This window comes from Chryseobacterium sp. FR048, from assembly GCF_056844665.1.
The window spans coordinates 229,192-255,787 of sequence record NZ_JBXDSE010000007.1 but is presented as its reverse complement, the minus strand read 5'-3'; the positions used below and the strand labels follow the sequence as shown (position 1 = coordinate 255,787).

The following is a 26,596-nucleotide window of genomic DNA, read 5'->3' as shown; positions in this document are numbered from 1 at the left end:
TTAAAAATATGTTGACACTATTTTTACAGGCACAGGGAGGAGGCTCTTCACCTATGATGCTGATCATGATGGGGGTGATGTTTGTAGGGTTTTATTTCCTTATGATAAGACCGCAGATGAAAAAGCAGAAGCAGGAGAAAAACTTTCAGGAGAACCTTAAAGTAGGAACCAGAGTGGTACTTACATCAGGTCTTCACGGAAGAATTGCTCAGGTTCAGGATGACGGTTTTGTTATCGAAACATTATCCGGAAAACTGAAATTCGAAAAAGCGGCAGTTTCAAGAGAAATGACTGAATCCCGTTTTGGAGATAAAGCAAAAAGTACTGAAAAAACAGAAACTGAAGAAAAAAAATAATTCAGTCTCAAAAATATTTAGCTGCGGCGGGTGAACGAAGTTCACCCGCCGCAGCTTTTTTATGTCCTATTATATATTCCATATCCAAACTATACAGCGGATAAAATTTTATGTCCATTTGTGAAAACATTAGTGAAATTAATGTTTAATAAAAAATTATCTTTGCCTTATGAGTCAAAACACAAACAAAACCGTTCTCATTTTAGGGGCCAATTCAGATGTGGCCAAGCAATGTATCATCCAATATCTTGAAAAAGGCTTGTCTGTAATAGCTGCTTCCAGAAATACAAAATCTCTGGAAGATTTTATCACCTTAAATAACCTGGATAAGAATAAGATTTCTGTTTTGTATTTTGATGCTGCTGATTTTGATTCACATCAGGAGTTTTATACCAGACTTCCTGTAAAACCACATATTGCAGTATATTCAGCAGGTTTCCTTGTAGATAATCAAAAGGCACTAAGAGATTTTAAAGGGGCCAGACAAATGATGGAGGTCAATTATATGGGGGGAGTTTCTATTCTGAACATCATTGCAATGGATGAAAGCAATAAAAACCTTGAAAGAATCATCGGGTTATCTTCCTTATCAGGAGTAAGAGGCAGAAAAAGTAATTTTGTGTACGGAAGTACGAAGGCCGCATTTACCCAATATCTGGCAGGATTAAGACAAGAGCTTGCTTCCCGGAAAATAACGGTGAATGCTTTGGTGATAGGCTATATCAGGACAAAAATAAATGAAGGACTGGAATTGAATGAGTCTTTGATCATGGAGCCGGATTATGTAGCAAAATTTATTGTCAATGCCGGAAATTCTTTTACCATTGTCCCGAATTTCAAATGGAAGATCATTTATCATATTTTAAGGCTTTTACCGGAAAGTCTGGCTGCAAAACTTCCTTAATGAAGATGAAAGACCAGTTTCTTATCATCAAAAATTATATCAACGAAATAAATCTGGATGATCCGCAGGAATATTTTGAATATGATTACTTTCCCTTTATTCAGAATGTATTAAATGATTTGACCTCAAAGGAGCAGGATGATTTTGCAGAAAAAGTTTTTACATGGCCGGAGTATGAACAGTATATTATAGCATATTTCCTAAGCTCAACAGATTTTAAATTAAAAGGTAAACATGATTCGGGATATGTTTTCTGCGAATGTTTTTCTAAAATTGATGAAGTAGAATATCTGACTGATCTTGCTCAGGATTTAGAAATACAGTTGATCATGTGTAAAAACAAAAATGAATTGTCTGTATCTTCAATCATTAATAATCTTTATGTGGTTATTAACGGCATAAAAGACGTAAGCCGGATTGATCATTATTTAAAAATAATAAACAAAATAAGCGCTCCTTCTTTTCGTCAATAAAGTCTTTTCGTAGTATTTATTTTCTTTTAAAATTCCGAAATGGGTAGATTATTTGAAAAGCGGTATCGTTTTTGTAATTCTATGCCCGAAATTATTTCTTCTCAGTAAGACCCGATTTTAAAATGATCATTGAGTAAGGCTGAACCCATCTGTTCTGCTGTCAAACTATTTTCATCTTTCATTCTCTATTCTTCACCTTTTAAGGTTTAGGGTTGGTTTCTTTTTGATTATAGATGTCTTTTATTCTTCTTCATTTTATACTTGCTACCCGGAGAGATCAATGAACAGATACAGACAAAAACATTAAATAAGTAGTAGAAAAAATGGACGATTTACAATTGAACAACATTCAAAAACATTGGGATACCTTAATATCTTCAGCCATTTCATGGGCACCGAGAATCTTTACTGCAATTGTTTCTGCATTATTGATTTATCTGATTGGATCATGGATGATCAGAATGATTAAGAAACTTGCTGAGAAAGGGTTCAAAAAACGTAATATGGAAGCTTCTTTACAGCACTTCCTTCTTAATATTATCAACTGGGGGCTCAATATTCTCCTTTTTATTGTTGTCGTTACCCAATTGGGAGTACAAACCTCAGCATTTGTTGCAATGATTGGTGCTGCAGGTTTAGCCGTAGGTTTAGCTTTGCAGGGATCACTGACGAATTTTGCCGGAGGAATTCTTATTTTATTATTAAAACCTTTTAAAATAGGAGACTTCATTTCTACCAATTCCGGAGTATCAGGAACGGTGCAGGCTATTGATATTTTTCATACCAAACTAATTACCCCGCAAAATCAGTTAATTATTATTCCCAATGGAGTCGTTTCGAATAACAGTATTACTAATTTTACTCAACTGGGTACACGCCGAACTGCTTTGGACATCGGAATTGCCTATGATGCAGATTTAAGACAGACCAAAGACGTTTTAATGGAAGTGATAAAAAATAACCAGTATGCGCTTAAAGATCCGGCACCACAGGTTGTAGTAACAGAACTTGGAGACAGTGCAGTGAATGTATCAGTAAGAGTAAGTACAGCTACAGAGAATTTCTGGAAAATGAACGAAGAATTGATCATTGGCTGTAAAGAAGCTCTTGATAAAGCCGGAATCGGAATTCCTTTCCCTCAGAGAGATGTACATGTTTATAATCAACAGTAAAAAATAGTCATACTATCATAATAAAAATTCCTGCGTTCTTTACGAATGCAGGAATTTTTTGTTTATAAGACGCTTGGGATCTTCATCCGGAAAATATCCTTATTCATTGAGGAGAGGGGAATATTTTAGTTTTCTTGAATAGTTACCTTCGGAAATTCAAGTTTAGTCATCAACAGATTATAGTGTTCCAGCAATAAAGGGTTATTTCCGCCACAGGTCAATTTTAAATTTCCTTTGGTGTCTTCCAAAGTGAAATAATTTCCTGCATTTGAAATTTCTTTATTCAGAAATTGCGTCTTCATTAAACTCTCCATATAATTCATTAAAGCCAGTTTTTGAAAGCGGGATAATTTAATATTCTTGTTGAGCTTTTCAACCTGTAGTAAACCTGATTGATCCCGGGTTCTGCAATTAACTTCATATTTTATATAAGTGAGCTTCAGTTTTTTCTCAGAGCGGTATATCTTGATCAGTTCCTCATGACCGCCCCATTCTCCACAATCTGCAAACCTGGATTTTATAAATAGAGTATCCGTGCTATAAGTAGGCAGTATATTGTCAAAAGAATATTTTGCCTGCCCTGAGCTTGTTTTATGATCAGAACAGCTGACAAATAATATGAAAATAAACAATACTGATAAATGTTTCATGCTAATAAAGATACCAAAAATTAATCAGTATTCTGTAGCTATTTCAGGATCTTCATCACATCAAATCCTTTCCTGAAATATTGCACTATATTTACACAAAAAAATATAATAAACATGATCAATAGACTCATCCTTTTTTTAGGGATTTCATTATCAGTTATTTCGATAAAAGCACAGAATCAATTTTTAGATCCTGGCTTTGGTACTAATGGAGTGTTTACCCATACTCCTAATAATGCATATGGATTTATTTATGAAACAGGAGCTATAACTTCACAACAGAAGATTATTGTGAGTGGAAGCCTTTATGCTGGACCATATCCTAATTATACTACAAATTTTATTCAAAGATTAAATGCAAATGGAACAATAGATAATAGCTTTAGTACAGTAGTTATTCCTCCTGCAAGTTCAAACCCTTATACACGTTTAATTAAAATGGGTATTCAATCTGATCAAAAAATCATTTTGGGAGATTTGATGGGTAATAAATTGATTAGACTTAATGAAAATGGTTCTTATGATACAGGGTTTGGTACTAATGGAATGGTTGACGGAACTATTTTAGATGATTTTGTGAGCAATCTTGGAATGTCGGGAATCTTTAATTTTAATAATGTGCTACTAACTAATACTAATAAAATCTTAATAAGCAGTGCTGTAGTAGAAAATCAGGTAAGGAAATTAGCAGTTTTTCGCCTTAATGAAAATGGTTCTATAGATATGAGTTTTGGAAATAATGGCATACTATTAATGGAGAGCGATTTAGGTCGTTTAGTGGTTCAGAATGATTCAAAACTTGTTTTGATTAGACAAAAATCTAATGGAGTTTTGATGAAATCCAGATATTCGGAGGATGGTATTTTAGACACAACTTATAATAATAATCCTATTCCATATACTCCTCTACCCAATTATGTAACTTACTTATGTACAGCTACAGGTAAAGATAATAATACTTATATATATGGATTTTCTTCTGCAGCAGGTATACCGACAATGCTCATTACTCTAATGAAATTAAATCAAAACGGAGAACTGGCTAATAGTTTTGGAACCAATGGGGTTGTCAATGAAGTGTATTACAACAATAATACTAGTTATTATGTAGATACCAATGTTCTTTTTCCTACTTTATTATTAGACAATACCAGTAACTTATTTTTAGTATGTACAGCAAGTCCTACAGGAAATGCAGCAGATAGCAATCAGTTTATTAAAAAATTTAAACCCGACGGCTCTGTTGATCAAGGCTTTGGTAGTAATGGTGTAGTAGACATTGATTTGAATAGTAAAGAATATATTAATTCTGCTATTATGACATCATGATCTTTGGCAATCATCAGACTCCGAGCAAAGGGATTATTACTAAGATTTTAAATAATGCAAATACATTGGCAGTTATTGATAAGCCTATTAAAAATGAGCTTGTAAGTATCTATCCTAACCCTGTTAAAGACATTCTGTATTTGAAAAACACTAAGACTAAAGATTCCAATGCGGAAGTAATAGATATAAGTGGAAAAATAATAATGAAGCTTTCAATCAATAATAACAAAGTTGATATAAGTAGTCTTGTGAAGGGGACTTACTTCCTCAAGGTTGGAGAAACTACACATAAATTTATTAAAGAATAATAGAAGAGACGGGAAACAATCCCGTCTTTTGTTTTTACAACGATTAAAAAAAGAAATATCTGTATATGAATATTTCCAAGCTTTTTGTCAAATGACAATGGTTTTTTCAGGCGACTTTTATACCTTTATCTTTCCGCAATCTGTGGATACAAAAAATGGAAGAACTTTTTAATTACATCAAAAAATTTGGAATCCTGAATGCACAGGATGAACTTTTGTTGGCTAAAGGAATGCAGGAAGTTAGGGTGAAAAAAGGAGAACCTTTTATTGAAGCCGGTAAAGTAAGTCAAAGGATTGCTTTTGTGAAAGAAGGTGTTTTCCGGGCGTTATACTACAATAAAGAAGGGGATGATTTTACCCGGTATTTTATCTATGAAGGGCGATTTATCGGAGATTTTCAGGGATTTAATGACCAGCTTCCTGCTCACGAATATATCGAAGCGATCACTGATGCCGTATTGCTTGTCATAGATCTCGATCATTTCAGAGTGCTTGAAAAAGAGATTGCCATATGGCCTGTTCTCTTTGCCAGAATTCACGCCTTCGTTGTTGAAAATAAGCTGAAAGTAGCGAGTATTATGTTGAACCAGGATGCGAAAGCCCGTTATATCCATTTTTTAAACCATTATCCCGGTCTTGCCAACAGAGTACCACAATCGATGCTGGCTTCCTATCTGGGAATCACCCCCTCATCATTGAGCCGGATCAGAAGAAATGTTAATGAATAACTTATCAGCATTCAATAGAGATGGGCTTTAGCCCATCATATCATTTAAAATTTTTCCGCTGGCTTTAGCCCAAACCTGATAAAAAGAATATAAGTTGATATACGTTTTTGTCAAATGACAATGGCCTCCCTTTCAAACCTCCCTAGCTTTGTACCATAAAATTTACAACAATATGGACATCGTTTTAGGATTGCAATGGGGAGATGAAGGAAAAGGAAAGTTTATTGACCTGATCAGTGAAAATTATGACATTACAGCCCGTTTTAATGGCGGAGCTAATGCTGGGCATAGCATAGAGAGAAAAGGACGGAAAATAACCCTTAAAATGATTCCTTCAGGGATCTTTATGAAAGAGGTGCAGAATATCATTGGCACAGGAACCGTTCTTGATCCTGTAAGCTTTAAAAAAGAGATCCTGAATCTTCAGGTATTTGACGATACCGTTCAGCCAGAAAATAATATCATTATTTCCAAAAAAGCACACCTGGTAATGCCAACACATAAGCTTCTGGATATTTTCATGGAAGAAAGTCCTGAGTATACCACGATCGGAACTACAAAAAATGGGATTGCCCAGGCGTATTCAAACAAAATATTAAGACAAAACCTGAGAGTAGGGGATATATTTTCATCAGATTTTCAAAGCAGAGCCCAGCATATTCTGGATAGAGATTACAAAATGCTGGAAGAAGAAGGAATGATTGTTTTGCCTGCTTTGGAAGAAATCAGTAAAGAATTCTTTGATGCAGTAGAATTCCTGAAAAAATTCAATTGTACAGAAACTGAAATCCATCTTAACAAGGCCTTATCTGAAGGTGAAAAAGTATTGGCCGAAGGATCTCAGGCAGCGATGCTGGATATTGATCACGGTACTTATCCATATGTGACGTCTTCTTCAACGACGGCATCAGGAGCAAGCAGCGGCTTAGGAGTTTCACCGAAAAAGATCGGTGATATTTACGGAATTGCAAAAGCGTATTGTACCCGTGTAGGAAATGGTGCTTTTCCAACGGAACTTTTAGATGAATTCGGAGATGATCTCAGAATGAAAGGAAACGAATTTGGTTCCAATACAGGTCGACCAAGAAGAATAGGCTGGCTGGATCTGCCTGCTTTGAGGTATGCGGTAATGATCAATGGAGTGACTCAGTTGGTTCTGACCAAAGCCGACGTCTTAAGTGGGTTGAAATCAGTTGCGGTTTGTACCCATTATGAGCTGAACGGTGAAATTATCCCGGTTTCCGGAACACTTCCGGAGCAGGCACAACCTGTGTTGAAATGGATGGAAGGCTGGAATGCCGATTTTTCGAAAATAAAGAGCACTTCCGAATTACCAAAAGAACTCATGAATTTCCTCACTTTCCTGGAAACAGAATTGGATGTTCCTGTAGGGTATCTTTCTATAGGCCCGGGAAGAGAAGAGATTTTGAAGATGAAATAACATCTGATATAAGTAAAGCGGGTTTTATTTCCCGCTTTCATTTTGTTTTTCCCAATGTTGCAGGAACTCCAGATCAATATAATAATCGCTGGGAATATATTTATCAAAATACACTCGGGTGGAAGGGAGTTGTTGAGCAATAATTTCCTTTAAAGTTATTTTATCAATATTGGTATAGGCTGTAAGGATTAATGGAGTATCACCATTTGTATATTCAACCGTCACTTTGGTTTTTACAAATTCAATGTCAAGTTTGTTATAGAAAATATTGACATAGTCATTCTGGGTTTTCCCCACTCCAAAAACGAAACTTTCCATTACTGCTTTACTCAAATCTACTGTGCCGGAAATATTGTATCTTTTTATATCATCAATGATAAGGTCTCTGTTGAAGTTCTCTAAAGAAAAGCCTTCCTCACTTTTATTTTTAGAAAAAATATAGAAACCCACGAAAGCCAGAAGAGAAAGACCTCCCATAAAATATTCAACTCTAAAAGGCTCTGTTCTTTTTGTTCCTTTTATCTTTCCGCCCATCCCATACATGAACATGACTAACCCTGCTAAAAGGGCAATTGTAACAGGGATTTCCCAGATTTTGAGTTTTCGTTTTTCTTTCATTTATTTAAGCTGAACTTATTTGAAAAGGTTGATTAAGGTTTTTATTGATCTGAATTATTCGTTTATCTTCTAAATCCTTTTTTCAAAAGAATTACAAGAAGAAATCAATATTGTGAGTAGGAATAATAAATAAAAAAGCGGGGCCAATACCCCGCTTTAAATTTATGCTTTTAAATCCAATTTTAATTCTAATTCATCGAGCTGTGCATCAGCAATAGAAGCCGGAGCATCGATCATTACATCCCTTCCGGAATTGTTTTTAGGGAAGGCAATATAATCTCTGATCACCTCATTTCCGTCAAGAATCGCTACCAGACGGTCGAATCCGAATGCTAAACCACCGTGTGGCGGTGCTCCGTATTTGAAGGCATTCATTAAGAATCCAAACTGAGCCTCTGCTTCTTCTTTTGAGAATCCTAAAAGATCAAACATTTTAGACTGAAGATCTCTGTCAAAGATTCTGATAGATCCACCTCCGATTTCGTTTCCGTTAAGAACCATATCGTAAGCGTTGGCTCTTGCTTTCCCAGGATCCGTTTCCAATAAGTGAATATCTTCAGGTTTTGGAGACGTGAAAGGGTGGTGCATCGCATGGTATCTTTCAGTGTCTTCGTCCCACTCCAAAAGAGGGAAGTCAACAACCCAAAGCGGTGCAAATACATTTCCTTTTCTTAATCCCAAACGGTTTCCAAGTTCCATTCTTAGTGCAGAAAGCTGAGCTCTTACCTTATTTTCGTTTCCGGAAAGAATCAACATCAGGTCTCCTTCTTTTGCTCCGAATTTCTCAATGATCTTCGCTAAATCTTCTTCGTTGTAGAATTTATTTACCGATGAGGTTTTCACACCGTCATTCTGGAATTTGGCCCAAACCATTCCTGAAGCTCCGATCTGTGGACGTTTTACCCAATCCACAAGTTCATCGATCTGCTTTCTGGTGTACTCTGCACATCCTTCTACATTGATTCCGACAACCAATTCTGCTTCATCAAATATTTTAAAGTCTTTTCCTTTTACAAGCTCGTTAAGCTCTACGAATTTCATTCCGAAACGAATATCCGGTTTGTCGTTTCCGTATTTTCTCATCGCATCAGCGAAAGTCATTCTTGGGAAATCTCCGAATTCCTGACCTGTAATATCTTTGATAAGAGTTTTAGTCATTCCCTCGAAAACATTCATCACGTCTTCCTGCTCTACAAACGCCATTTCACAGTCGATCTGTGTAAATTCCGGCTGTCTGTCTGCTCTTAAATCCTCATCACGGAAACATTTTACAATCTGAAAATATTTATCCATTCCACCTACCATCAACAATTGCTTGAAAGTCTGTGGAGATTGTGGCAATGCATAAAACTGTCCCGGGTTCATTCTGCTTGGAACCACAAAATCTCTTGCCCCTTCCGGAGTAGATTTGATCAAAACAGGAGTTTCCACTTCAATGAAACCTTCATCAGATAAGTAATTTCTTACTTTCTGCGCCATTTTGTGACGGAAGATCAATTTATCTTTTACCGGATTTCTTCTAATATCCAGGTAACGGTATTTCATTCTTAATTCTTCTCCACCGTCAGTTTCATCCTCAATAGTGAATGGAGGAAGCTGAGAGTCGTTCAGAATTGTAAGTTTTTCAACTAAAATTTCAATTTCTCCTGTAGGAATATTAGGATTTTTACTTACTCTTTCAATAACTTTTCCGGTTGCCTGAATAACAAATTCACGGCCTAATTTTTTTGCTTCTTCCATCAATTGTGCAGAAGAACGCTCCTGGTCAAAAACCAGCTGGGTAATTCCGTAACGATCTCGAAGATCTACCCAAATCATAAATCCTTTATCACGGATAGTCTGTACCCATCCAGATAGTGTAACTTCTTCATTCAGATTTTTCAGAGATAGCTCTCCGTTGGTGTGTGATCGAAACATAATTATTTGTTTAAAGTTCAATGTTTAAGGTTCTCCTTCGAACCTTGAATTTTTCGTTGGCAAAGATAAGATTTTTGCAGGTTTTATAAACAAAAAACTTCCGAAAAGGAAGTTTTTGACTTTGTTTTTATCATAAAAAGAAGCAGGAATAGGTTGTATCCTGAAATCAGCTTTTGATCCATTCAAGAGCTTTGTCCAGCACTTCATCTTTGCCGTTTTTGATGCCTTCCACAGTTGGCTTGATCTCTACATCCGGAACAATTCCTATTCTTTGGGTTTCTGTTCCGTCCGGATAATAGACTCCGATACCGCTGATCATAGTCGAAATATTTCCGGGCAGGAGAATTGTTGAAACATTTCCGTCGGCACCGGCAGTTGTAGAACCGAATACTTTTGCATTAGGAGCTGTTCTGAAGGCCATGGTATGATATTCGGCGCTGCTCTGCGTGGTTTCATTAACCAGGATAGCAATTTTTCCTTTATAATAATCAGCTCCATTTCCTTCTGTACCAATACTCGGTGTAAAGGTGAAGAGCCCTGGCATCTCATTGTTCGTTTGGGTGAATTTCACAAAATCAGAAGCATCCTTTTTTAATAATTTGCCCATAGAAAATACGACAAAGTCTGGTGGATAACTTCTGAAATCAATTACAATTCCTTTTGTATCTTTAACCTGATTAAAGAGATCGGAAAGTTTTTTGCTATCGGCACTTCCCATATAAAAGTAGCCTGTTTGGGGATTCAGCATTTTAAAGAACTCTTTCTGTTCTTTTTTGATATTAAGCTCTTTAGGTTCATAGGTCTTCAGCGTCAGGCTTTCCGGTTTTCCGTTTCTGGAAATCTTAATACTGACTGTTTCCGAATTACTTCTCAATAATTTTTTCGCAATATCTCTCAACTGAGTAGGATAGTTTGAGGCTGGACTTATTTTCAGCATTTCCTTTACAATCTTATCTACCGGTTTTCCATTGATTTCTGTGACTACATCCCCTACCTGTAGCCCGGATTCTTTACCCAATTGATCATTATTAAATCCGCTCACTACAGCTTTATTTTCTGCAAACGTAAGTTTCACAGAACTATGCCTTGCTCCGAAATACTGATTCAGGACTTTGTTGGATCCCCATATATTGGCATGGGTGTCATGTATTCTTGCAATGACCTCTAAAGTGGCAAGCGTATAATCCGTTTCGTTTTTTGCATCGACAAACTTGGGAATAAATTCAGGAAGTACATCTTTCCAGTCTTCCTGTATAAGGTTCTTGTATGGAAAACTGTATTGAATGATGTTCCAGTATTTGTACAATGAGAGCAAACGGAAGCCGGTGTCCGGATACGCGTTGTTTTCGTAAGGTTTTTCATGGCTAAAGTCAGGGTTTCCAACATTATCATAAAAATCCAGATAATAATTTACTTTAGGTCTTTTGGCATCTTTGAGCTGCAAAAGAAGATCAGAAAGTTCTTTTGAAAAACCTGAACCGGTGATCCAGCTAAGGTCCGGATTAATTTTTACATTTTTTGCATCAACAGTAAACTTCTCTGTCTGAAATGTTCCAAGACCTTTGATCCACTCCGTTAGAATCTGATCTCTCTGCTTGGATGAAGTTCCACTGATTTTAGGTAAAATTCTGAAAAGTTCATAATCCCAGTTGTATTTCCCTTCTGCTACACTTGGATGATAATATTTCAGGTAACCCCAGATCAGTCCCAGACTCTTCAGGTTATCCATGTTTTTTTTGCTGGTATCAATACTGTTGATTTCTGAACCATTGTCAAACTGATTATCAAGCTCAGCCTTTACCTTGGGTTTCTGAAACGCTATTGCTTCCTGAATATCTTTTCCGTCTATGGTTATTTTAATATCATCAAACCAGGCTTTTCCTTTACCTGTCAAAAGAGTTCCGATAACAATTTCTTTGGTTCTTTCAGGGGCGAGAGTAAGAGTTGTTTCATATTTTGTCCATGGTGTGGTTCCTTTTATGCCTTTATCCTGCATATTGTTGAAACCTACTTTCGGGTCTATACGGATCCAGATTCCGGCAAACCCTTCAGTCACATCTTCTGTTTTTATATAGCCGGAGATGGTAATCTTTTTTCCGGCATAGTTTTCGGGAAGAACATACATAAGCCCTTTCATACCAGCTGTTGAAGCTTGTGCCAGAACAGAATATTTCCCTTCTTTTTTTTCCTGGGTATCCACAGAGATGGACGATGGATCTTTGCCAATGACTGTCCATAGCTTTGGAATATTGTTTTCAATATTTTCGAAATTCAGATTGTCTGCCTTATTCTGACCATAATAGGTAGTGAAAGGAAGAAGCATCAGAAACGTAATAATATGTTTTCTCATGGTATTTATTTTTCCCAAATCTAATGAGTTAAATAGTTTATCAAGCATTTGAACAGCTTTTTTATGTAAAATTTAAGAGAAGTTTAACAGATACATGTGGTTTAAAAACTTTCCATATGCAAAGTGCTGTTCCGTTTTGAATCAATATTTTTGTCAGACAAATCACAAAGATTATGACACGGTACCTTGATTTCCTGAAGAAGGCTTTTAGCGGAGAAGAAACTGATTATACAAAGGTAAATATCAGAAGTGCAGTCTTGCTTTTGGCCATACCGATGATGCTGGAGATGGCCATGGAATCTGTATTTGCTTTGGTTGACCTGTATTTTGTAGGACATCTAAAAGAGAGCGGGTTTGCGATTCAGACCGTGGGGCTTACAGAATCTGTACTCTCAGTAATGTATTCTATTGCGATAGGAATGAGTATGGCAGCGACAGCTTTGGTAGCCAGAAGGATCGGGGAGAAAAACCCTGAACAGGCTTCCAGAAGTGCGGCACAGGTGTTATTGGTCTCATTTGTCATCACATTGATTCTAAGTATACTGGGAGTAGTTTATGCCGAAGAAATTCTGATCCTGATGGGAGCAAGACCGGAAGCGGCAGCCTATGGAAAAGATTTTACAAGAATTATGATGGGAAGCAGTACCATTATCATGCTTCTGTTTTTGATCAACGGTATTTTCAGAGGAGCTGGAAATGCGATGATTGCGATGAAAAGTTTATGGATTGCCAATATTGCTAACATCATTCTCTGTCCGGTTCTGATCAAAGGATTAGGCCCTGTTCCGGCGATGGGACTTACTGGTGCTGCACTGGCTACCACCATCGGGAGAAGTATAGGAGTGATCTATCAGCTTTATCATCTTTTAGTAGCAGATACCCAGATCCGTATCAGGTTGAATTATTTTAAACCTCATTATGACCTGATACGGTCCATTATAAAAATTGCAACCCCGGGAATTTTTCAGTTCGTCATCGCATCATGCAGCTGGATTTTTCTTGCAGAACTTGTGGCGACCACCGGAGGAGAGAATGCTTCCGCAGGGTATCAGACGGCATTGAGACTGATGATGTTCTTTATGCTTCCGGCCTGGGGATTGAGCAATGCTGCTTCTACGCTGGTAGGGCAGAATATGGGAGCTAATGAAATGCTGAGAGCTGAACAGTCTGTGATGAAAACTGTGAAATATAATGTGATCTTTATGCTGACTGTCAGTTTGATATTTATTCTTTTCAGCAACTTCCTTGTGAGTTTCTTTACTCAGGAAGCCGAGATTAAAAACTTTGCCCAAAACGCTCTTCACATTATGAGTACAGGATTCATTTTCTATGGAATCGGAATGGTAATGATCAATGCTTTCAACGGGGCAGGAGATACATGGACTCCCACATGGGTCAATCTCTTTGGGTTCTGGCTATTCCAGATTCCTTTGGCTTATTTTCTTTCCAAACATCTGGAAATGGGGCCGAAAGGAGTTTTTATTTCGATTCCGGCGGCAGAAACTTTGATTACTGTGGTTGCTTTTATTCTTTTTAAAAGAGGGAAGTGGAAGACTATAAAAGTGTAGAAGGGATGGATGATAGGGGATGGATGATAGGGGATGGATGATAGGAGCTGGCAGTCTGAAATATTTAAGTCAGTCTTTATCAATAATTATTAAATTATAGATTTTGATCTGTTAACAGAGGCTTGAAAATAATAACCTAATAGTAACTTCCAGCCTCAAGCTTCCATCTTCCAGTAGTATGTATTGTGAAATTTTAACAGCTTGATTTATTGGTTTTTTCATCCGTATTTCCTAAATTCGTAATAACAACAAATATCTATTACTATGGGAAAAGGAGACAAAAAATCAAGAAGAGGGAAAATCAATTCCGGAAGCTATGGGAAAAGAAGGCCTAAGAAAGCCTCAAAATCTTTTGCTGCCACAGAGAAATCTAAAAAGTAACATCCAATAAAAAGACCGAAGAAATAATCTCCGGTCTTTTTTTATACAAATTAAATTAATTATTTTCCTCCAAAAAGATTTCCAAGGATGCTGCCTAAGCCGCCGCCCTGCTGCTGTTGATTTCCACCACCACCCAGTACACTTCCAAGAATGTCGTTCAGTGGGTTTCCTGATGATTGACCTCCACCTCCTAAAACACTTCCTAAAATGTCATTCAAAGGGCTGGATTGTTGTGCTTGTGCCTGGTTGGACGCATTTCCGAGAATGCCACCCAAAAGATCTCCAAGACCTCCGGCACCTACGTTGTTTTGCTGTTTTTGCTGTCCGATATATCCCATAACAACAGGAGCAAGCATCGCAAGGATAGGACCTATTTTATCTATTGAAATTCCTGTATTTTGTGAAAGTTGATTTTCTACAGTACTTTTTTGTCCCCCGAAAATATGGTCAAGGATAGAACCTCCTTCAGCCTGTCTGGCTTCGATTTGTGAAGCATCGTTTAAGATACTGCCGTTGTGATCTTTATCCAAAGCAGTGTTCAAAGCTTCCGCTTCTTTAGCATCCTGAGACTTGTTTCTAAGGTAAGAGATGATCAGAGGGGTTGCTACAGCCAATAGGGCAAGTACCTGGTTTCTGTTGATTCCGAATTTGTTTTCAGCCTGTTCAGCAACCTGGTTGCCTGTGTTCCCTGTAAGTAGGTCAATTAAACTCATTGTTTGTGTTTGTTTAGTATTAAGTAACCCAAAGTTATCAAAAAATATGCCTTACAAAATATCCACAGTTCATAATTATTGTTAAAGTTTTCTGATCTCCTCGTCAGTATATCCTTTACTTTTCAGAACCTTTATATATTCTTCCGCACTTCTTGTCATCCACTGAATAGGTTCCGGAGCCTCTTTTTTATCGAGAGTAAAGCCTACAATACCGGCATTATTGTGCATCCATGGAAGCAAATAGTAGGTCAGACCTCCTTTGTATTTTTTGAAATCATCAAATTCTTTACCTTTTTCGGTAGATCGTACAAGGGTATAAGAAAGGAAATATCCTATAGGAATAAGAAGGCATATCCATGAAAATTTTCTGAATCCGGCATATTGCACGGAAGACAGTCCATAGCCTATGGAAAGCGCAAAAATAAGATTAAAGGGAAGAAAGAAAACATAATTATCCGAAACCGCATAGAAGGTGGAAAAACCATAAACACAGACCGCTCCGGTAAAGAAAACGTAAAACATTCTTTTATGAGATCTATACAATAAAATCACCCCTGCAATTCCGAAGAATACAAATAAGTTAAAATTGTGGATCAGGTAAGCCAGTGAGACAAAAAAATCTCTTACATATTGCAAAGGTGCTTTCTTTAAAGAGTCTTCTACCCAGGTTCCCTGAGGGGATGAATAAGGGGAGTTAAATGGCAATCCCTGTAGCGTATTCAAAATAAATAAGGATGAAAATAATACGGCGAAAAGAGAAAGCGAAGCATAAACATATTTTTTTTCCTGTCTGAAAAAGAACAGGAAAATAACAAATGCCGGAATCAGCAGAATATTCTGAATATGGACCCAAAGGCTGATTCCCAGAAAAAGACCGCTGAGAATAATGTATCTGTTCTTATTCTCTGCAAAAACCTTTATCATAGAATAGAAAAAGAAACTGATCCATAAGGTGTTGTAGGTGTATACCTCCACAATTTCTGCATTCCTCCAGAAGGAAAAACTGAAACCGAAAACAACAGCCGCAGTAAGAGCGATCCATTCTTTTTTGACCAGGCTTTTAAGGGTAAGATAAATAACGGCAACGGTTGCAGCTCCCGAAGTGACTACCAGAAACCGGCTGGCTTCTATAGCATTGAGACCTGTAAGACTTTTAATGAAAATAACCGTATTAACATAAAGAAAATGACTGGTCGCATCAGCTACAGTCACCCATTCTTCTTTTTCTGCCGATAGTATGAATCCTACACAATCTGCAAAAGGAATTCTTGTGAAACTTCCTACATAATAGATGCCCAGAAAGATGATAAACAGGAATAGTGCAGATAAATATTTATTCATTCTTAGTTCTTTACAATAGGAACATTAGAGCAGGCTTCCCCGAACATTAGAGATTTTACAAGAGGTTTAAGCTGTTCTACCAGTTCTATATATGCATTTTCAGGAATTTCTTTATCAGAGCAACCTTTTACCAGAACTCTCTTTCCTGTCATATCACTGAAATCATAAGTCTGTATCGCATTATGCATCAGGATCACTTCAAGATCTTCACGGTTTCCGAAAACGATTTTTTTAGCCACATCTGTAAGCTTGGCTGTAAGGACAAAATAAGCCCAAAGTGGGATGATTGTATCCACAGAATTATAGATGTAGATGTAAGCATCCTTGTATTCTTCAACATTGATGGCTTCTACCTTTTCACGGAAGTCTTTTTCCTTCAGGATCATTTCCTGAAACAGAAAATCTTTAAGATCGATTCCCTTTCTTTCTCCTTTTGGAAGTAAAGTGGAAAGGTCAAAATTCACAAGCCCGCTTTCGGCAACTTTATTTCGGATTTCAAATTCTTCTGACATTTTTATCATTATCTTTGAACAAATTTACGAATTAAGATCATATCTATTTTAATTTGTTCTCTATCCTTACCATAGAAATCTCGCATGATGCCGTATCAGCTGAGGTTTTGAAGGACATACAAAACAAATAATAAGATTTCGGAAGAAATGAAATATTACATTATTGCAGGAGAAGCTTCCGGTGACCTGCACGGAAGCAATTTGATGAAAGCCTTACGACAGAAAGACCCGGCTGCAGAATTCAGATTTTGGGGTGGGGATCTTATGAAAGCTCAGGGTGGAACATTGGTGAAGCATTACAGAGATTTGGCTTTTATGGGATTTCTGGAAGTGGTGATGAACCTGAGAACAATTCTGAATAACATCAAATTTTGTAAAGAAGACATTCTGAATAACAGACCGGATGTACTGATTCTGGTAGATTATCCTGGTTTTAATTTAAGGATTGCCAGATTTGCCAAAGAACTTGGAATCAAAGTGGTGTATTATATCTCTCCACAGCTTTGGGCATGGAAAGAAGGCAGGGTAGAGATCATCAAAAAATATGTAGATGAAATGATGGTTATTCTTCCGTTTGAAGAAGACTTTTACAAAAAACACGGGGTGCATTCTCATTTTGTAGGGCATCCGTTGCTTGATGCTATTTCTGACCTTCAGGACATCAGTATTCAGGATTTTAAATCTGAAAACGGACTGAACGAAAAAGAAATCATCGCTCTTTTACCCGGATCCAGAAAGCAGGAAGTGGAAAAAATGCTTGAAATCATGCTTTCCGTGAGACCGCATTTTAAGGAGTATCAGTTCGTCATTGCCGGTGCACCTAGCCTTCCGAAAGAATTTTATCAGAAATATGTAGATGATAATGTGCATTTTGTTTCCAACAGAACCTACGATTTATTACGATGTTCAAAAGCGGCTCTTGTTACTTCCGGAACGGCCACATTGGAAACCGCTCTATTGAATATTCCTGAAGTGGTTTGCTATCGCGGAAGTAAAGTTTCCTACGCCATTGCGAAAAGACTGGTTAAAAATATCAATTATATTTCCCTTGTCAATCTGATTATGGACAGAGAGGTGGTGAAGGAGCTGATCCAGAACGATCTGAATACCAAAAATCTCGTAGATGAACTTCATAAAATACTGGCGGGTACCAAAAGAGAACAAGTTCTGAGCGATTATGAGCTTTTAAGAAAAAAACTTGGCGGAAAAGGAGCAAGCGAGCATGCTGCTGATGTGATCCTGAAAGTTTAAGTTCTGTTGTAACCGGAGTTTTTGAAGCCCTGAAATACTTTTTTAAAACCATGAATTATTATAATCGTTTCCTCTTATTCATCGCATTCATATTTCTTTTTCCGTACGTGGCTGCGCAGAATAAAAATAAAGAAAATGTACAGATATTCTATTATGGCTGGTACGGAAATCCGGCTACCGATGGCAGTTACTACCATTGGAATCATGAGATTCTTCCCCATTGGAAAGATCCGAAATGGAATAATCTTGGGCATTATAAAGGAGGGGCTGATATTGGTGCCAATTTTTATCCGGAATTGGGTAACTACAGTTCCAACGATACAGAGATCATTGAAAAACATATGAAAATGATCAAAGCATCCGGAGTAGGCGTAGTGGTTATAAGCTGGTTGGGAAAAGATTCTTTTACAGATAAAAGCACGAAAAAATATCTGGATATTGCAGACCGTTTCGATTTAAAAATTGCATTTCACATAGAGCCATTCTATAAAAATATTAGGGAATTTAAAGAGCAGATTTCCTATCTCATCAAAACGTATTCATCGCACCATGCTTTTTATAAAAAAGAAGGTAAGCCATTGCTGTATGTTTATGACAGCTATAAAATTCCCAAAGAAGAATGGTCAAAATTACTTTCGAAAAATGGTTCGGAGACAGTGCGAAATACAAATCTGGATGCACTGTACATCGGATTGTGGGTAGAAAAAAATGATGAAGCTTTCTTTGAATCTTCGGGATTTGATGGGTTTTACACTTACTTTGCCAGTGAAGGCTTTGTATTCGGAAGCACAGTTTCTAACTGGAAATTTCTTGCAAATTTTGCAAAAGATCATCATCTTATTTTTATTCCTTGTGTAGGACCGGGGTATTCAGATACACGGATAAGACCATGGAACGAAGCGAATTTTAAAAGCAGAAATGGCGGAAAATATTATGAAAATATGTTTGATGCCGCAGTCAAAGTTAACCCTGACTTTATTGGAATAACTTCATTCAATGAGTGGCACGAAGGGACTCAGATAGAGCCTGCTATTCCTAAGAAAACCGGAACCTTCAAATACGAAGATTACGGAAAAGATCCATGGTTCTATATCAAAGAAACCAAACGGTTGATGGATAAGTTTCTGAAAGGGAAATAATATAAATCCAAATTTTATTTTAATAGTAAAAAATCAGGCGTTCTATTGGCCTTTTTATCTGCAGAATGTTATTTAATCAGTGATTATGGTTATGATGCTCAGTTAATTAATTTCATATTTTAGTGAAATAATTGATGAAAAATTGCAGAAACAACCCCTCTTTATTCTGACCCTATGTTTTATTCTTGGAATTGTCTTTCAGGATCAGATTGTATTGTCCGATAGATTTGTTTATTCTGTAATGTTGACTGGAGGAGTGGTTTTTAGTCTTCTTTTTTTTCGATCTTATTTTTTACATGTCATAAGAGCCTATTTGCTAGGGCTGTTGTTCTTTTGTTCAGGAATTGTTGCTCATTTTTATAATACCACTTCACCAGATATTATGCTTTTTTCCAAAGAGAAGGGGAGTGTTGTTTTCCGGATTACTCAAAAATTGAACTCAAGTGAAAAGTATAAAAAATACGAAGGAATTGCACAGATCAAAAACGAACGCCTTAATGCTGTTTTTTATCTTCCTAAAAATAGCCGGGATCTGGATTTTATCCATTATTACAAAGGGGAGGCTTTTATTACGCAGCCTTATCCTCCACAATATGATTTTCAGTTTGATTATGCCCGTTATTTGAACCGAAAAAATATTAAACATCAGATTTATCTGTCAGGAGAGCCCTTTTCTGCAGAACGAACTGACTTAAGTATAGGAGATAAGGTCCGTCAATACAGGTTTGAAGTCCTTAAAAGAATTGATGGTGCAAAAATGTCTGCAAGAACCAAAGAATTTTTAAAAGGAATTATTCTGGCAGACAGAACCGGTATGGATGCTGATACTGTGAAGGATTTCAACAGATCTGGACTTGTTCATTTTCTGGCGATTTCCGGAACTCATATCGTGGTTATTTTCGGTATGTTTTACTTGCTGATGCTGCGTTTTGCTCCCCTAAAGTTCAGAAAGTACGCTGTGATTCTCAGTTTAGGTTTTATTTGGCTATTTGCGGGATTTATTGGGTTTGGAAACTCTGTGTTACGTTCCTGCATCATGCTCAGTAGCTATTTTATATTAGTATTACTTCAGAGAAAGACGGATCTGCTGCATTCATTGTCTTTATCTGCATTTATTATTCTTATTCTGGATACCCAGCAGTTTTTTGATGTGGGATTTCAGCTCAGCTTTCTTGCGGTATTGGGAATATTCTGGTTGAATCAACCACTGTTGAACTATTTTCCTAAGCAAGATCATTATTTGAAAAAGCTATTGTTTAATACCGTTACCATATCACTTTCTGCCCAGCTGGTGACTCTTCCTTTAGTGCTGTATTATTTTCATCAGTTTTCTTTTATTTCAATCGTTGCCAATTTTATCATTGTCCCTTTTTCAGAAGTAATTATTATATTTTCCTTTCTGATGACCGCTCTTATTGCGATCAGTATTGATTTTGGACTGATCAGTAAATTTTATGACTTTGTGATCCATATTCTGCTGAAAGTGATCCATTGGTTTGCACAGGCAGATATTCTGTTTTTTGAAAACATTCCAATGAATCTTGTCGAAATAGGTTCTGTATTCATCATCATCTATCTGTTAAGGTTTGTTCTTCTGAATTTTAATTTTAGAAATATAATGAGGGGAATCATGGCAGTTTTGGCTTTTTTAATAATAAGAGTCAGTAGCAATACTTTTGAGAATCAGAAAGAAGAGATTCTTTTTTATACTTTGGGCAGAAATAAGATTTTCTCGGTCAAAAACGGGTCTAAAGTATGTTTCTGGCTTTCGGATAAAGCAGATTATGATAAAACTTTACAGTTTATTATCAAGCCCTATTGTGCTTCAAGAAGGGTGAACGTATTTGAAGTAAAAGCGTTGCCATCCACTGCTCAAAAAGTAGTTTTCCGGGATAGGATTTATGATTTGAAATGAGGGTTCTTAATTTAGTAGTTTTCCTGCATTTATAACGGGCGGAATTCTTATTTAGAAAGATTACAAACTGTCTAATTGTGAGATTTCTCACTTTTCGATATTGTTAAACTTTCTTAATTTTGTGGAAATTCAAATTTAAACTTATATGGCAGGTTTAACGAGTTCTACGATAGGTAGAAAATACGCTATGGCATTATCAGCTCTGTTTTTGCTGATTTTTCTTATACTGCATTTGACAACCAATTTGTTATCAGTCCTGAACAAAGATGCATTTAATGCAGCATCTGACTTCATGGGCTATAATCCTTTTGTGCAGTTCTTAATGCAGCCTATTCTTGGTTTTGCAGTAATTTTCCATTTTGTAATGGGATTTGTGCTTGAGATCAAGAATAATAAAGCGCGTCCGGTAAAGTATGCAGCAAACAATGCATCTGTGAATTCTTCATGGATGTCCAGAAATATGATTATTTCCGGAGCTGTTATCTTAGCTTTCTTAGCGCTTCACTTATATGATTTCTGGCTACATGAAATCACTTACAAGTATGTACAGGGAATTGCTCCGGATTCTGAGCGTTTCTGGCCGGAACTTCATGAGAAGTTTGCAGATCTTTGGAGAGTGGCTTTGTATGTGATCTCTTTTGTTTTATTGGGATTACACTTAGCTCACGGATTCCAGTCTTCGTTCCAGTCTATCGGAGCAAGACATCCAAAATATACACCGGTGATCAAAGCTTTCGGGAAATGGTATTCAATCCTTATCCCTGCAGGATTTATCATCGTAGCAGTTTATCATTTTATAACTCAATAATATCAATATACTAGTATGAGTAAATTAGATTCAAGAATTCCGGCAGGTCCTCTAAAGGACAAGTGGAAAAATCATAAAGACCATATGAACCTTGTTGCCCCAAACAACAGAGATAAGATTGATATTATTGTTGTAGGTACAGGTTTGGCAGGAGGTTCTGCTGCAGCTACTTTAGCAGAGCAAGGATACAATGTAAAAGCGTTCTGCTACCAGGATTCTCCAAGAAGAGCACACTCTATTGCAGCTCAGGGAGGGATCAATGCAGCTAAGAATTACCAGGGAGACGGTGACTCTACTTACAGATTGTTCTATGATACCATCAAAGGTGGTGACTATAGAGCAAGAGAGGCTAACGTATACAGACTAGCTGAAGTTTCTGCAAATATTATTGACCAGTGTGTTTCCCAAGGGGTTCCTTTCGGTAGAGATTACGGAGGTCAGTTAGATAACCGTTCATTTGGTGGGGTTCAGGTAAAAAGAACTTTCTACGCAAAAGGACAAACAGGTCAGCAGTTATTATTAGGTGCATACTCTTCTATGAGCCGTCAGATCGGTAAAGGAAGAATCAAAATGTACAACCGTCACGAAATGCTTGATCTTGTTATTGTAGACGGAAAAGCAAGAGGAATCATCGCAAGAAACCTTGTAACAGGTGAAATCGAGAGACATTCTGCTCACGCAGTTGTAATCGCTTCAGGAGGATACGGAAATGTATATTTCCTTTCTACCAATGCTATGGGATCAAACGTTTCTGCAGCATGGAAGATTCACAAAAAAGGAGCGTATTTCGCAAACCCTTGCTACGTACAGATTCACCCGACTTGTATTCCGGTTCACGGAACTCAGCAGTCTAAACTGACTTTGATGTCTGAATCATTAAGAAACTCAGGAAGAATCTGGGTTCCTAAAAAGATTGAAGATTCAGTAGCGATCAGAGAAGGTAAATTAAGACCTGAAAATATTAAAGAAGAAGACAGAGATTATTATTTAGAAAGAAGATACCCTGCGTTTGGTAACCTTGTACCGAGAGACGTTGCTTCAAGAGCAGCTAAGGAAAGATGCGACGCTGGATTCGGAATCGAGAATAATGATACGCAGGAAGGAGTTTACCTTGATTTCTCTACAGAGATCATCAAAAAAGGTAAAGAAGCCGCTATCGAAAAACATATTCACAATCCTACAGATCAGCAGATCTATGATCTTGGTAAGAAGTGGGTTGAGGAGAAATACGGTAACTTATTCGTAATGTACGAAAAAATTACGGCTGATGATCCTTACAAAACTCCAATGAAGATCTATCCTGCAGTTCACTACACAATGGGTGGAGTATGGGTTGATTATAACCTTCAGTCTACAATCCCTGGATGCTTCGTAATCGGTGAAGCCAACTTCTCTGATCACGGTGCCAACAGACTTGGAGCTTCTGCATTGATGCAAGGGCTTGCTGACGGATATTTCGTACTTCCTTACACCATTGCAGATTACCTTTCTGCAGATATTAGAACAGGAGCAATTCCTACAGATTCAGCAGCGTTCAACGAAGCTGAAAAAGGAATTAAAGATAAAATTGATTTCTTTATCAACAATAAAGGAACTCACTCAGTAGACCACTTCCACAAGAAACTAGGACACATTATGTGGAATAAAGTAGGGATGGGTAGAACTCCTGAAGGATTAAAAGAAGCGATCAAAGAAATCGAAGAAGTAAGAAACGACTTCTGGAAGAATGTAAAAGTACCTGGCGAAGGAGAAGGTATGAACACTGAGCTTGAAAAAGCATTCAGAGTAGCAGACTTCCTGGAGTTAGGACAATTAATGGCTATCGATGCACTCAACAGAGAAGAATCTTGTGGTGGGCATTTCCGTTGGGATCATGCGACTCCGGATGGAGAAGCGGAAAGAGACGACGTCAACTTCAAGTACGTCGGGGCTTGGGAATATCAGGGAGAAAATATCAATGCGGAAGTATTGCATAAAGAGGAACTGATATATGACAACATCGAGGTTAAAACTAGAAGTTACAAATAATCTCCAACCTATAAATATAACATTATGAGTGCAAAAAAAGGCTTACATCTTACGCTGAAAATTTGGAGACAAAAAAATAATAAATCTAAAGGTCAGTTTGAGACCTATAAAATATCAGATGTATCTACAGATTCTTCATTCCTGGAGATGTTGGATATTCTGAACGAAAACCTAATTAACGAAGGAAAAGAACCTATCGCTTTCGACCATGACTGTCGTGAAGGAATCTGCGGAATGTGTTCTCTTTACATCAACGGTAGAGCACACGGTCCAGACACAGGAATCACTACCTGTCAGCTTCACATGAGAATGTTCAAAGACGGTGAAACGATCGTTATTGAACCTTGGAGAAGTGCTGCTTTCCCTGTTATCAAAGATTTGATGGTAGACAGAAGCGCATTCGACAGAGTAATGGCTGCAGGAGGATTCATTTCTGTGAATACTTCAGGTAACACACTGGATGCTAATGCTATTCCTGTTCCTAAAGAAGATGCGGACAAAGCAATGGATGCTGCTGCCTGTATCGGATGTGGAGCTTGTGTAGCTACATGTAAAAACGGATCTGCAATGCTATTCGTTGGAGCTAAAGTATCTCAGTTCGCTTTACTTCCTCAAGGTAGAGTAGAAGCTAAGAGAAGAGTTCTGAACATGGTGAAAGCTATGGACGAAGAAGGATTCGGTAACTGTTCAAATACCGGAGCTTGCGAAATCGAGTGTCCTAAAGGTATTTCTCTTGAAAATATTGCAAGAATGAACAGAGAATACATGGCTGCTCTTGTAGATCAAGGATAGAATTGATTCAAATACATAAAAAATCGCCTTCATTTCGGAGGCGATTTTTTTGTACCGGTCATTTTCCTGTTAAAATTTGTTAACTTCTTGATAAGCTTTGGTATTCTTTATTTAATAAGTATATATTTGGAGGGTCGTTGAATTGTATTGCAAAATGTATTTCAATCGATTTTTACCCGATAAAACTGAGTGGGATAAAGCAATTGAAAACTCCCTTTTGAAGGGTTGTAATAAAATTTTTAAAAAAAATAATCAGTGTGAATTAACAAGCCCTAAAAAGCTTATTTTTGTATAATATTAAAATTGAAATGAAAAAATATCTTTTATTGTTTATCATCACAGCTTTCGTGATGTCTTGTTCAAAAAAAGTAGAGGTAAAAGGAAAAATTACTGGAGGTTCTCCATTAGAAAGAATTGAATTCGTAGAAGCTTCAGGAGTAGGAACCTTACCTTTGATTAATATAGGTGTAGATAAAGACGGCAACTTCTCAGGAAGCTTTGATGCTCCTAAAGATGGAATGTATGTCATCAACTATGCCAACAAACAAAACCTGATCTACCTTGAGGGTGGACAGAAAGTGAACATCTCAGGAAACTCAATGACTTTCCCTAACGAGTATGTTATCACGGGTGATGCTAAAAAGAATAATGATTTCCTTGCAGCTACTCAGAAATTTTTAGGAGAATACGGAGCTAAAGTGAACTTGGGGGCTTTAATGTCTGGAGACGAAGCTACATTCGTAAAAGGAATGCAGAAAGTGGAAACTGATATTAATAAAAATATCGATGACCTTGCTCAGAAAAACAATCCTAGCAAAGGACTTTTAGCATGGAAAAAGAATGATGCTAAGGTGACTATTCTTAACCTGCTTGCAAACTACGAAATGTCTCATGGTCCAATGTCAGGAAATCCATCTTACAAAGCTTCAAAAGCTCTTACAGATTATGAGACGAAACTGGATAACGATAAAGATGCAATGGTGAAGACTATTCCTCTTTACAGACAGTATCTTCTTGTGAAAATGACTCCCGATTTCCAGAAATATGCAGAAGCAAACAGCAAAGGGAAAAAAGATATTACAACTTCAGACATGTTTGCTCAGTATTTGAAAACTCAAAAAGACCTTTCTCAGACGGCAAAAGATTACCTTTTGGCATTTGTAATGGCTCAGGCAGATATTCACCCTACTACTCCGGCTAAGAATATTGACAAGATCAAAAAACTGATCGATACAGATATTAAAGATGCTACTATCAAAAGCGATCTGTTGAAAATGCAGATGGCTATTACAGGACTTAAGATCGGAGAGGCAGCTCCTGAAGCAGCTTTGGTAAAGCAGGACGGAAAAGCGTATCAGCTTTCTGAAAACAAAGGAAAACCTTATATGTTATTCTTCTACGCTTCATGGAATCCTTATATCGGTGAGGCTACAATCCCTGTATTGAAAGAAGTGGTGAACTTCTACAAGTCTAAAATGAACTTTGTATTTGTAAATGTAGACGATACTAAAGATCAGTTTGTGAAAACAAGTAACTCTTTACTGAAAGGTATTCAGGGAGTGAATGTATACGGTGAAAAAGGAATGGAATCTGATATTGCTAAAAAATATGGTGTTTACGGGTTCAAATTACCTTGCTTTGTAATTGTTGATAAAGACGGTAAAATTGCCAGCAGATCTTTCGTTAACTTAGGAGAGCAGGAACTGGTAACAATTCTGGATAAACTTACAGGACTTTCAGCACCAAAAGTAGACCCTTCTGCGCAGCAGATGTCGCCTCAGCTGCAGATTGATCCTTCTGTACAGCAAGCTGCTCCACAGCCTGCCAATCCTCAACCGGCTAAAACAAAATAATAAACTTTCATATAGTTAGAAACCTTATCTTCGGATAAGGTTTTTTTTA

The 26,596-nt window shown here is 37.2% G+C and carries 24 protein-coding genes; 17 read left to right on the top strand and 7 right to left on the bottom strand.

Annotated features, from left to right (window positions below; all coding sequences use genetic code 11):
- Nucleotides 1–8 precede the first annotated feature (8 nt).
- From yajC to AC106K_RS19885, 4 genes are all read left to right on the top strand, one after another.
- Nucleotides 9–356 carry a preprotein translocase subunit YajC gene (gene yajC, locus AC106K_RS19900; RefSeq protein ID WP_047098822.1) on the top strand — a complete coding sequence of 116 codons (348 nt, stop codon included), beginning with the start codon at nucleotides 9–11 and terminating at the stop codon, nucleotides 354–356.
- A gap of 169 nt (nucleotides 357–525) precedes the next feature.
- On the top strand, nucleotides 526–1,260 hold the full coding sequence (locus tag AC106K_RS19895) for an SDR family NAD(P)-dependent oxidoreductase (RefSeq protein WP_482447192.1): 735 nt from the start codon (nucleotides 526–528) through the stop codon (nucleotides 1,258–1,260).
- Nucleotides 1,260–1,733, top strand: a complete 474-nt coding sequence (locus AC106K_RS19890) for a hypothetical protein (protein ID WP_482447191.1) — start codon at nucleotides 1,260–1,262, stop codon at nucleotides 1,731–1,733. The genes AC106K_RS19895 and AC106K_RS19890 overlap by 1 nt, the downstream gene beginning before the upstream one ends.
- Nucleotides 1,734–2,056: 323 nt before the next feature.
- Complete coding sequence (locus AC106K_RS19885) at nucleotides 2,057–2,905, top strand: mechanosensitive ion channel family protein (RefSeq protein WP_482447190.1); 849 nt, start codon at nucleotides 2,057–2,059, stop codon at nucleotides 2,903–2,905.
- A 125-nt stretch (nucleotides 2,906–3,030) separates the two neighbouring features.
- On the opposite strand, the gene AC106K_RS19880 is transcribed toward AC106K_RS19885, so the two are convergent.
- On the bottom strand, nucleotides 3,031–3,555 hold the full coding sequence (locus tag AC106K_RS19880; protein ID WP_482447189.1) for a hypothetical protein: 525 nt from the start codon (nucleotides 3,553–3,555) through the stop codon (nucleotides 3,031–3,033).
- Nucleotides 3,556–3,669: 114 nt separating this feature from the next.
- Here AC106K_RS19880 and AC106K_RS19875 point away from each other — a divergent pair, with 114 nt between their 5' ends.
- The 4 genes from AC106K_RS19875 (at nucleotide 3,670) to AC106K_RS19860 (ending at nucleotide 7,361) form a co-directional block, all read left to right on the top strand.
- Nucleotides 3,670–4,884 (top strand): hypothetical protein, encoded by a 1,215-nt coding sequence (locus AC106K_RS19875; protein ID WP_482447188.1) that lies wholly within the window; start codon nucleotides 3,670–3,672, stop codon nucleotides 4,882–4,884.
- Nucleotides 4,881–5,192, top strand: a complete 312-nt coding sequence (locus tag AC106K_RS19870) for a T9SS type A sorting domain-containing protein (protein ID WP_482447187.1) — start codon at nucleotides 4,881–4,883, stop codon at nucleotides 5,190–5,192. The genes AC106K_RS19875 and AC106K_RS19870 overlap by 4 nt, the downstream gene beginning before the upstream one ends.
- A 155-nt stretch (nucleotides 5,193–5,347) precedes the next feature.
- Nucleotides 5,348–5,920 carry a Crp/Fnr family transcriptional regulator gene (locus AC106K_RS19865; RefSeq protein ID WP_482447186.1) on the top strand — a complete coding sequence of 191 codons (573 nt, stop codon included), beginning with the start codon at nucleotides 5,348–5,350 and terminating at the stop codon, nucleotides 5,918–5,920.
- A gap of 172 nt (nucleotides 5,921–6,092) precedes the next feature.
- Nucleotides 6,093–7,361 carry an adenylosuccinate synthase gene (locus AC106K_RS19860; protein WP_482447185.1) on the top strand — a complete coding sequence of 423 codons (1,269 nt, stop codon included), beginning with the start codon at nucleotides 6,093–6,095 and terminating at the stop codon, nucleotides 7,359–7,361.
- A 24-nt stretch (nucleotides 7,362–7,385) separates the two neighbouring features.
- Here the strand turns inward: AC106K_RS19860 and AC106K_RS19855 are convergent, their stop codons facing one another.
- The 3 genes from AC106K_RS19855 to AC106K_RS19845 form a co-directional block, all read right to left on the bottom strand.
- Nucleotides 7,386–7,979, bottom strand: coding sequence for a hypothetical protein (locus tag AC106K_RS19855; protein ID WP_482447184.1), 594 nt, complete (start codon nucleotides 7,977–7,979; stop codon nucleotides 7,386–7,388).
- 162 nt (nucleotides 7,980–8,141) lie between these two features.
- A complete protein-coding gene (gene aspS, locus AC106K_RS19850) occupies nucleotides 8,142–9,896 on the bottom strand; it encodes an aspartate--tRNA ligase (RefSeq protein WP_482447183.1) in 1,755 nt (584 codons plus the stop codon).
- A gap of 166 nt (nucleotides 9,897–10,062) precedes the next feature.
- On the bottom strand, nucleotides 10,063–12,246 hold the full coding sequence (locus AC106K_RS19845; RefSeq protein WP_482447182.1) for a S41 family peptidase: 2,184 nt from the start codon (nucleotides 12,244–12,246) through the stop codon (nucleotides 10,063–10,065).
- 173 nt (nucleotides 12,247–12,419) lie between these two features.
- On the opposite strand from AC106K_RS19845, the gene AC106K_RS19840 reads away from it, so the two are divergent.
- Both AC106K_RS19840 and AC106K_RS19835 read left to right on the top strand, forming a co-directional pair.
- Nucleotides 12,420–13,814 carry an MATE family efflux transporter gene (locus AC106K_RS19840; protein WP_482447181.1) on the top strand — a complete coding sequence of 465 codons (1,395 nt, stop codon included), beginning with the start codon at nucleotides 12,420–12,422 and terminating at the stop codon, nucleotides 13,812–13,814.
- Between the two features lie 264 nt (nucleotides 13,815–14,078).
- The gene (locus tag AC106K_RS19835; RefSeq protein WP_082126156.1) at nucleotides 14,079–14,195 is read left to right on the top strand and encodes a 30S ribosomal protein THX; all 117 of its coding nucleotides are present in this window, start codon (nucleotides 14,079–14,081) and stop codon (nucleotides 14,193–14,195) included.
- 59 nt (nucleotides 14,196–14,254) lie between these two features.
- Here the strand turns inward: AC106K_RS19835 and AC106K_RS19830 are convergent, their stop codons facing one another.
- The 3 genes from AC106K_RS19830 to AC106K_RS19820 all read right to left on the bottom strand — a co-directional run bounded on the left by AC106K_RS19830 (nucleotide 14,255) and on the right by AC106K_RS19820 (nucleotide 16,761).
- Nucleotides 14,255–14,908, bottom strand: coding sequence for a DUF937 domain-containing protein (locus tag AC106K_RS19830; protein ID WP_482447180.1), 654 nt, complete (start codon nucleotides 14,906–14,908; stop codon nucleotides 14,255–14,257).
- Between the two features lie 81 nt (nucleotides 14,909–14,989).
- Nucleotides 14,990–16,249 carry a protein O-mannosyl-transferase family gene (locus AC106K_RS19825; RefSeq protein WP_482447179.1) on the bottom strand — a complete coding sequence of 420 codons (1,260 nt, stop codon included), beginning with the start codon at nucleotides 16,247–16,249 and terminating at the stop codon, nucleotides 14,990–14,992.
- 2 nt (nucleotides 16,250–16,251) lie between these two features.
- Nucleotides 16,252–16,761, bottom strand: a complete 510-nt coding sequence (locus AC106K_RS19820; protein ID WP_482447178.1) for a DUF2480 family protein — start codon at nucleotides 16,759–16,761, stop codon at nucleotides 16,252–16,254.
- Between the two features lie 147 nt (nucleotides 16,762–16,908).
- Here AC106K_RS19820 and lpxB point away from each other — a divergent pair, with 147 nt between their 5' ends.
- The 7 genes from lpxB (at nucleotide 16,909) to AC106K_RS19785 (ending at nucleotide 26,547) form a co-directional block, all read left to right on the top strand.
- Nucleotides 16,909–18,012, top strand: coding sequence for a lipid-A-disaccharide synthase (lpxB, locus tag AC106K_RS19815; protein WP_482447177.1), 1,104 nt, complete (start codon nucleotides 16,909–16,911; stop codon nucleotides 18,010–18,012).
- A gap of 50 nt (nucleotides 18,013–18,062) precedes the next feature.
- The gene (locus AC106K_RS19810) at nucleotides 18,063–19,151 is read left to right on the top strand and encodes a glycoside hydrolase family 99 protein (RefSeq protein WP_482447176.1); all 1,089 of its coding nucleotides are present in this window, start codon (nucleotides 18,063–18,065) and stop codon (nucleotides 19,149–19,151) included.
- A 142-nt stretch (nucleotides 19,152–19,293) separates the two neighbouring features.
- On the top strand, nucleotides 19,294–21,066 hold the full coding sequence (locus AC106K_RS19805) for a ComEC/Rec2 family competence protein (RefSeq protein ID WP_482447175.1): 1,773 nt from the start codon (nucleotides 19,294–19,296) through the stop codon (nucleotides 21,064–21,066).
- A 145-nt stretch (nucleotides 21,067–21,211) separates the two neighbouring features.
- Nucleotides 21,212–21,874, top strand: coding sequence for a succinate dehydrogenase cytochrome b subunit (locus tag AC106K_RS19800; protein ID WP_047096267.1), 663 nt, complete (start codon nucleotides 21,212–21,214; stop codon nucleotides 21,872–21,874).
- 15 nt (nucleotides 21,875–21,889) lie between these two features.
- Nucleotides 21,890–23,902 carry a fumarate reductase/succinate dehydrogenase flavoprotein subunit gene (locus AC106K_RS19795; RefSeq protein WP_482447173.1) on the top strand — a complete coding sequence of 671 codons (2,013 nt, stop codon included), beginning with the start codon at nucleotides 21,890–21,892 and terminating at the stop codon, nucleotides 23,900–23,902.
- A 24-nt stretch (nucleotides 23,903–23,926) separates the two neighbouring features.
- Nucleotides 23,927–24,694, top strand: coding sequence for a succinate dehydrogenase/fumarate reductase iron-sulfur subunit (locus tag AC106K_RS19790; protein ID WP_185288546.1), 768 nt, complete (start codon nucleotides 23,927–23,929; stop codon nucleotides 24,692–24,694).
- Nucleotides 24,695–25,002: 308 nt separating this feature from the next.
- Nucleotides 25,003–26,547, top strand: a complete 1,545-nt coding sequence (locus tag AC106K_RS19785; RefSeq protein ID WP_482447172.1) for a TlpA family protein disulfide reductase — start codon at nucleotides 25,003–25,005, stop codon at nucleotides 26,545–26,547.
- The last annotated feature ends 49 nt before the right edge of the window (nucleotides 26,548–26,596 follow it).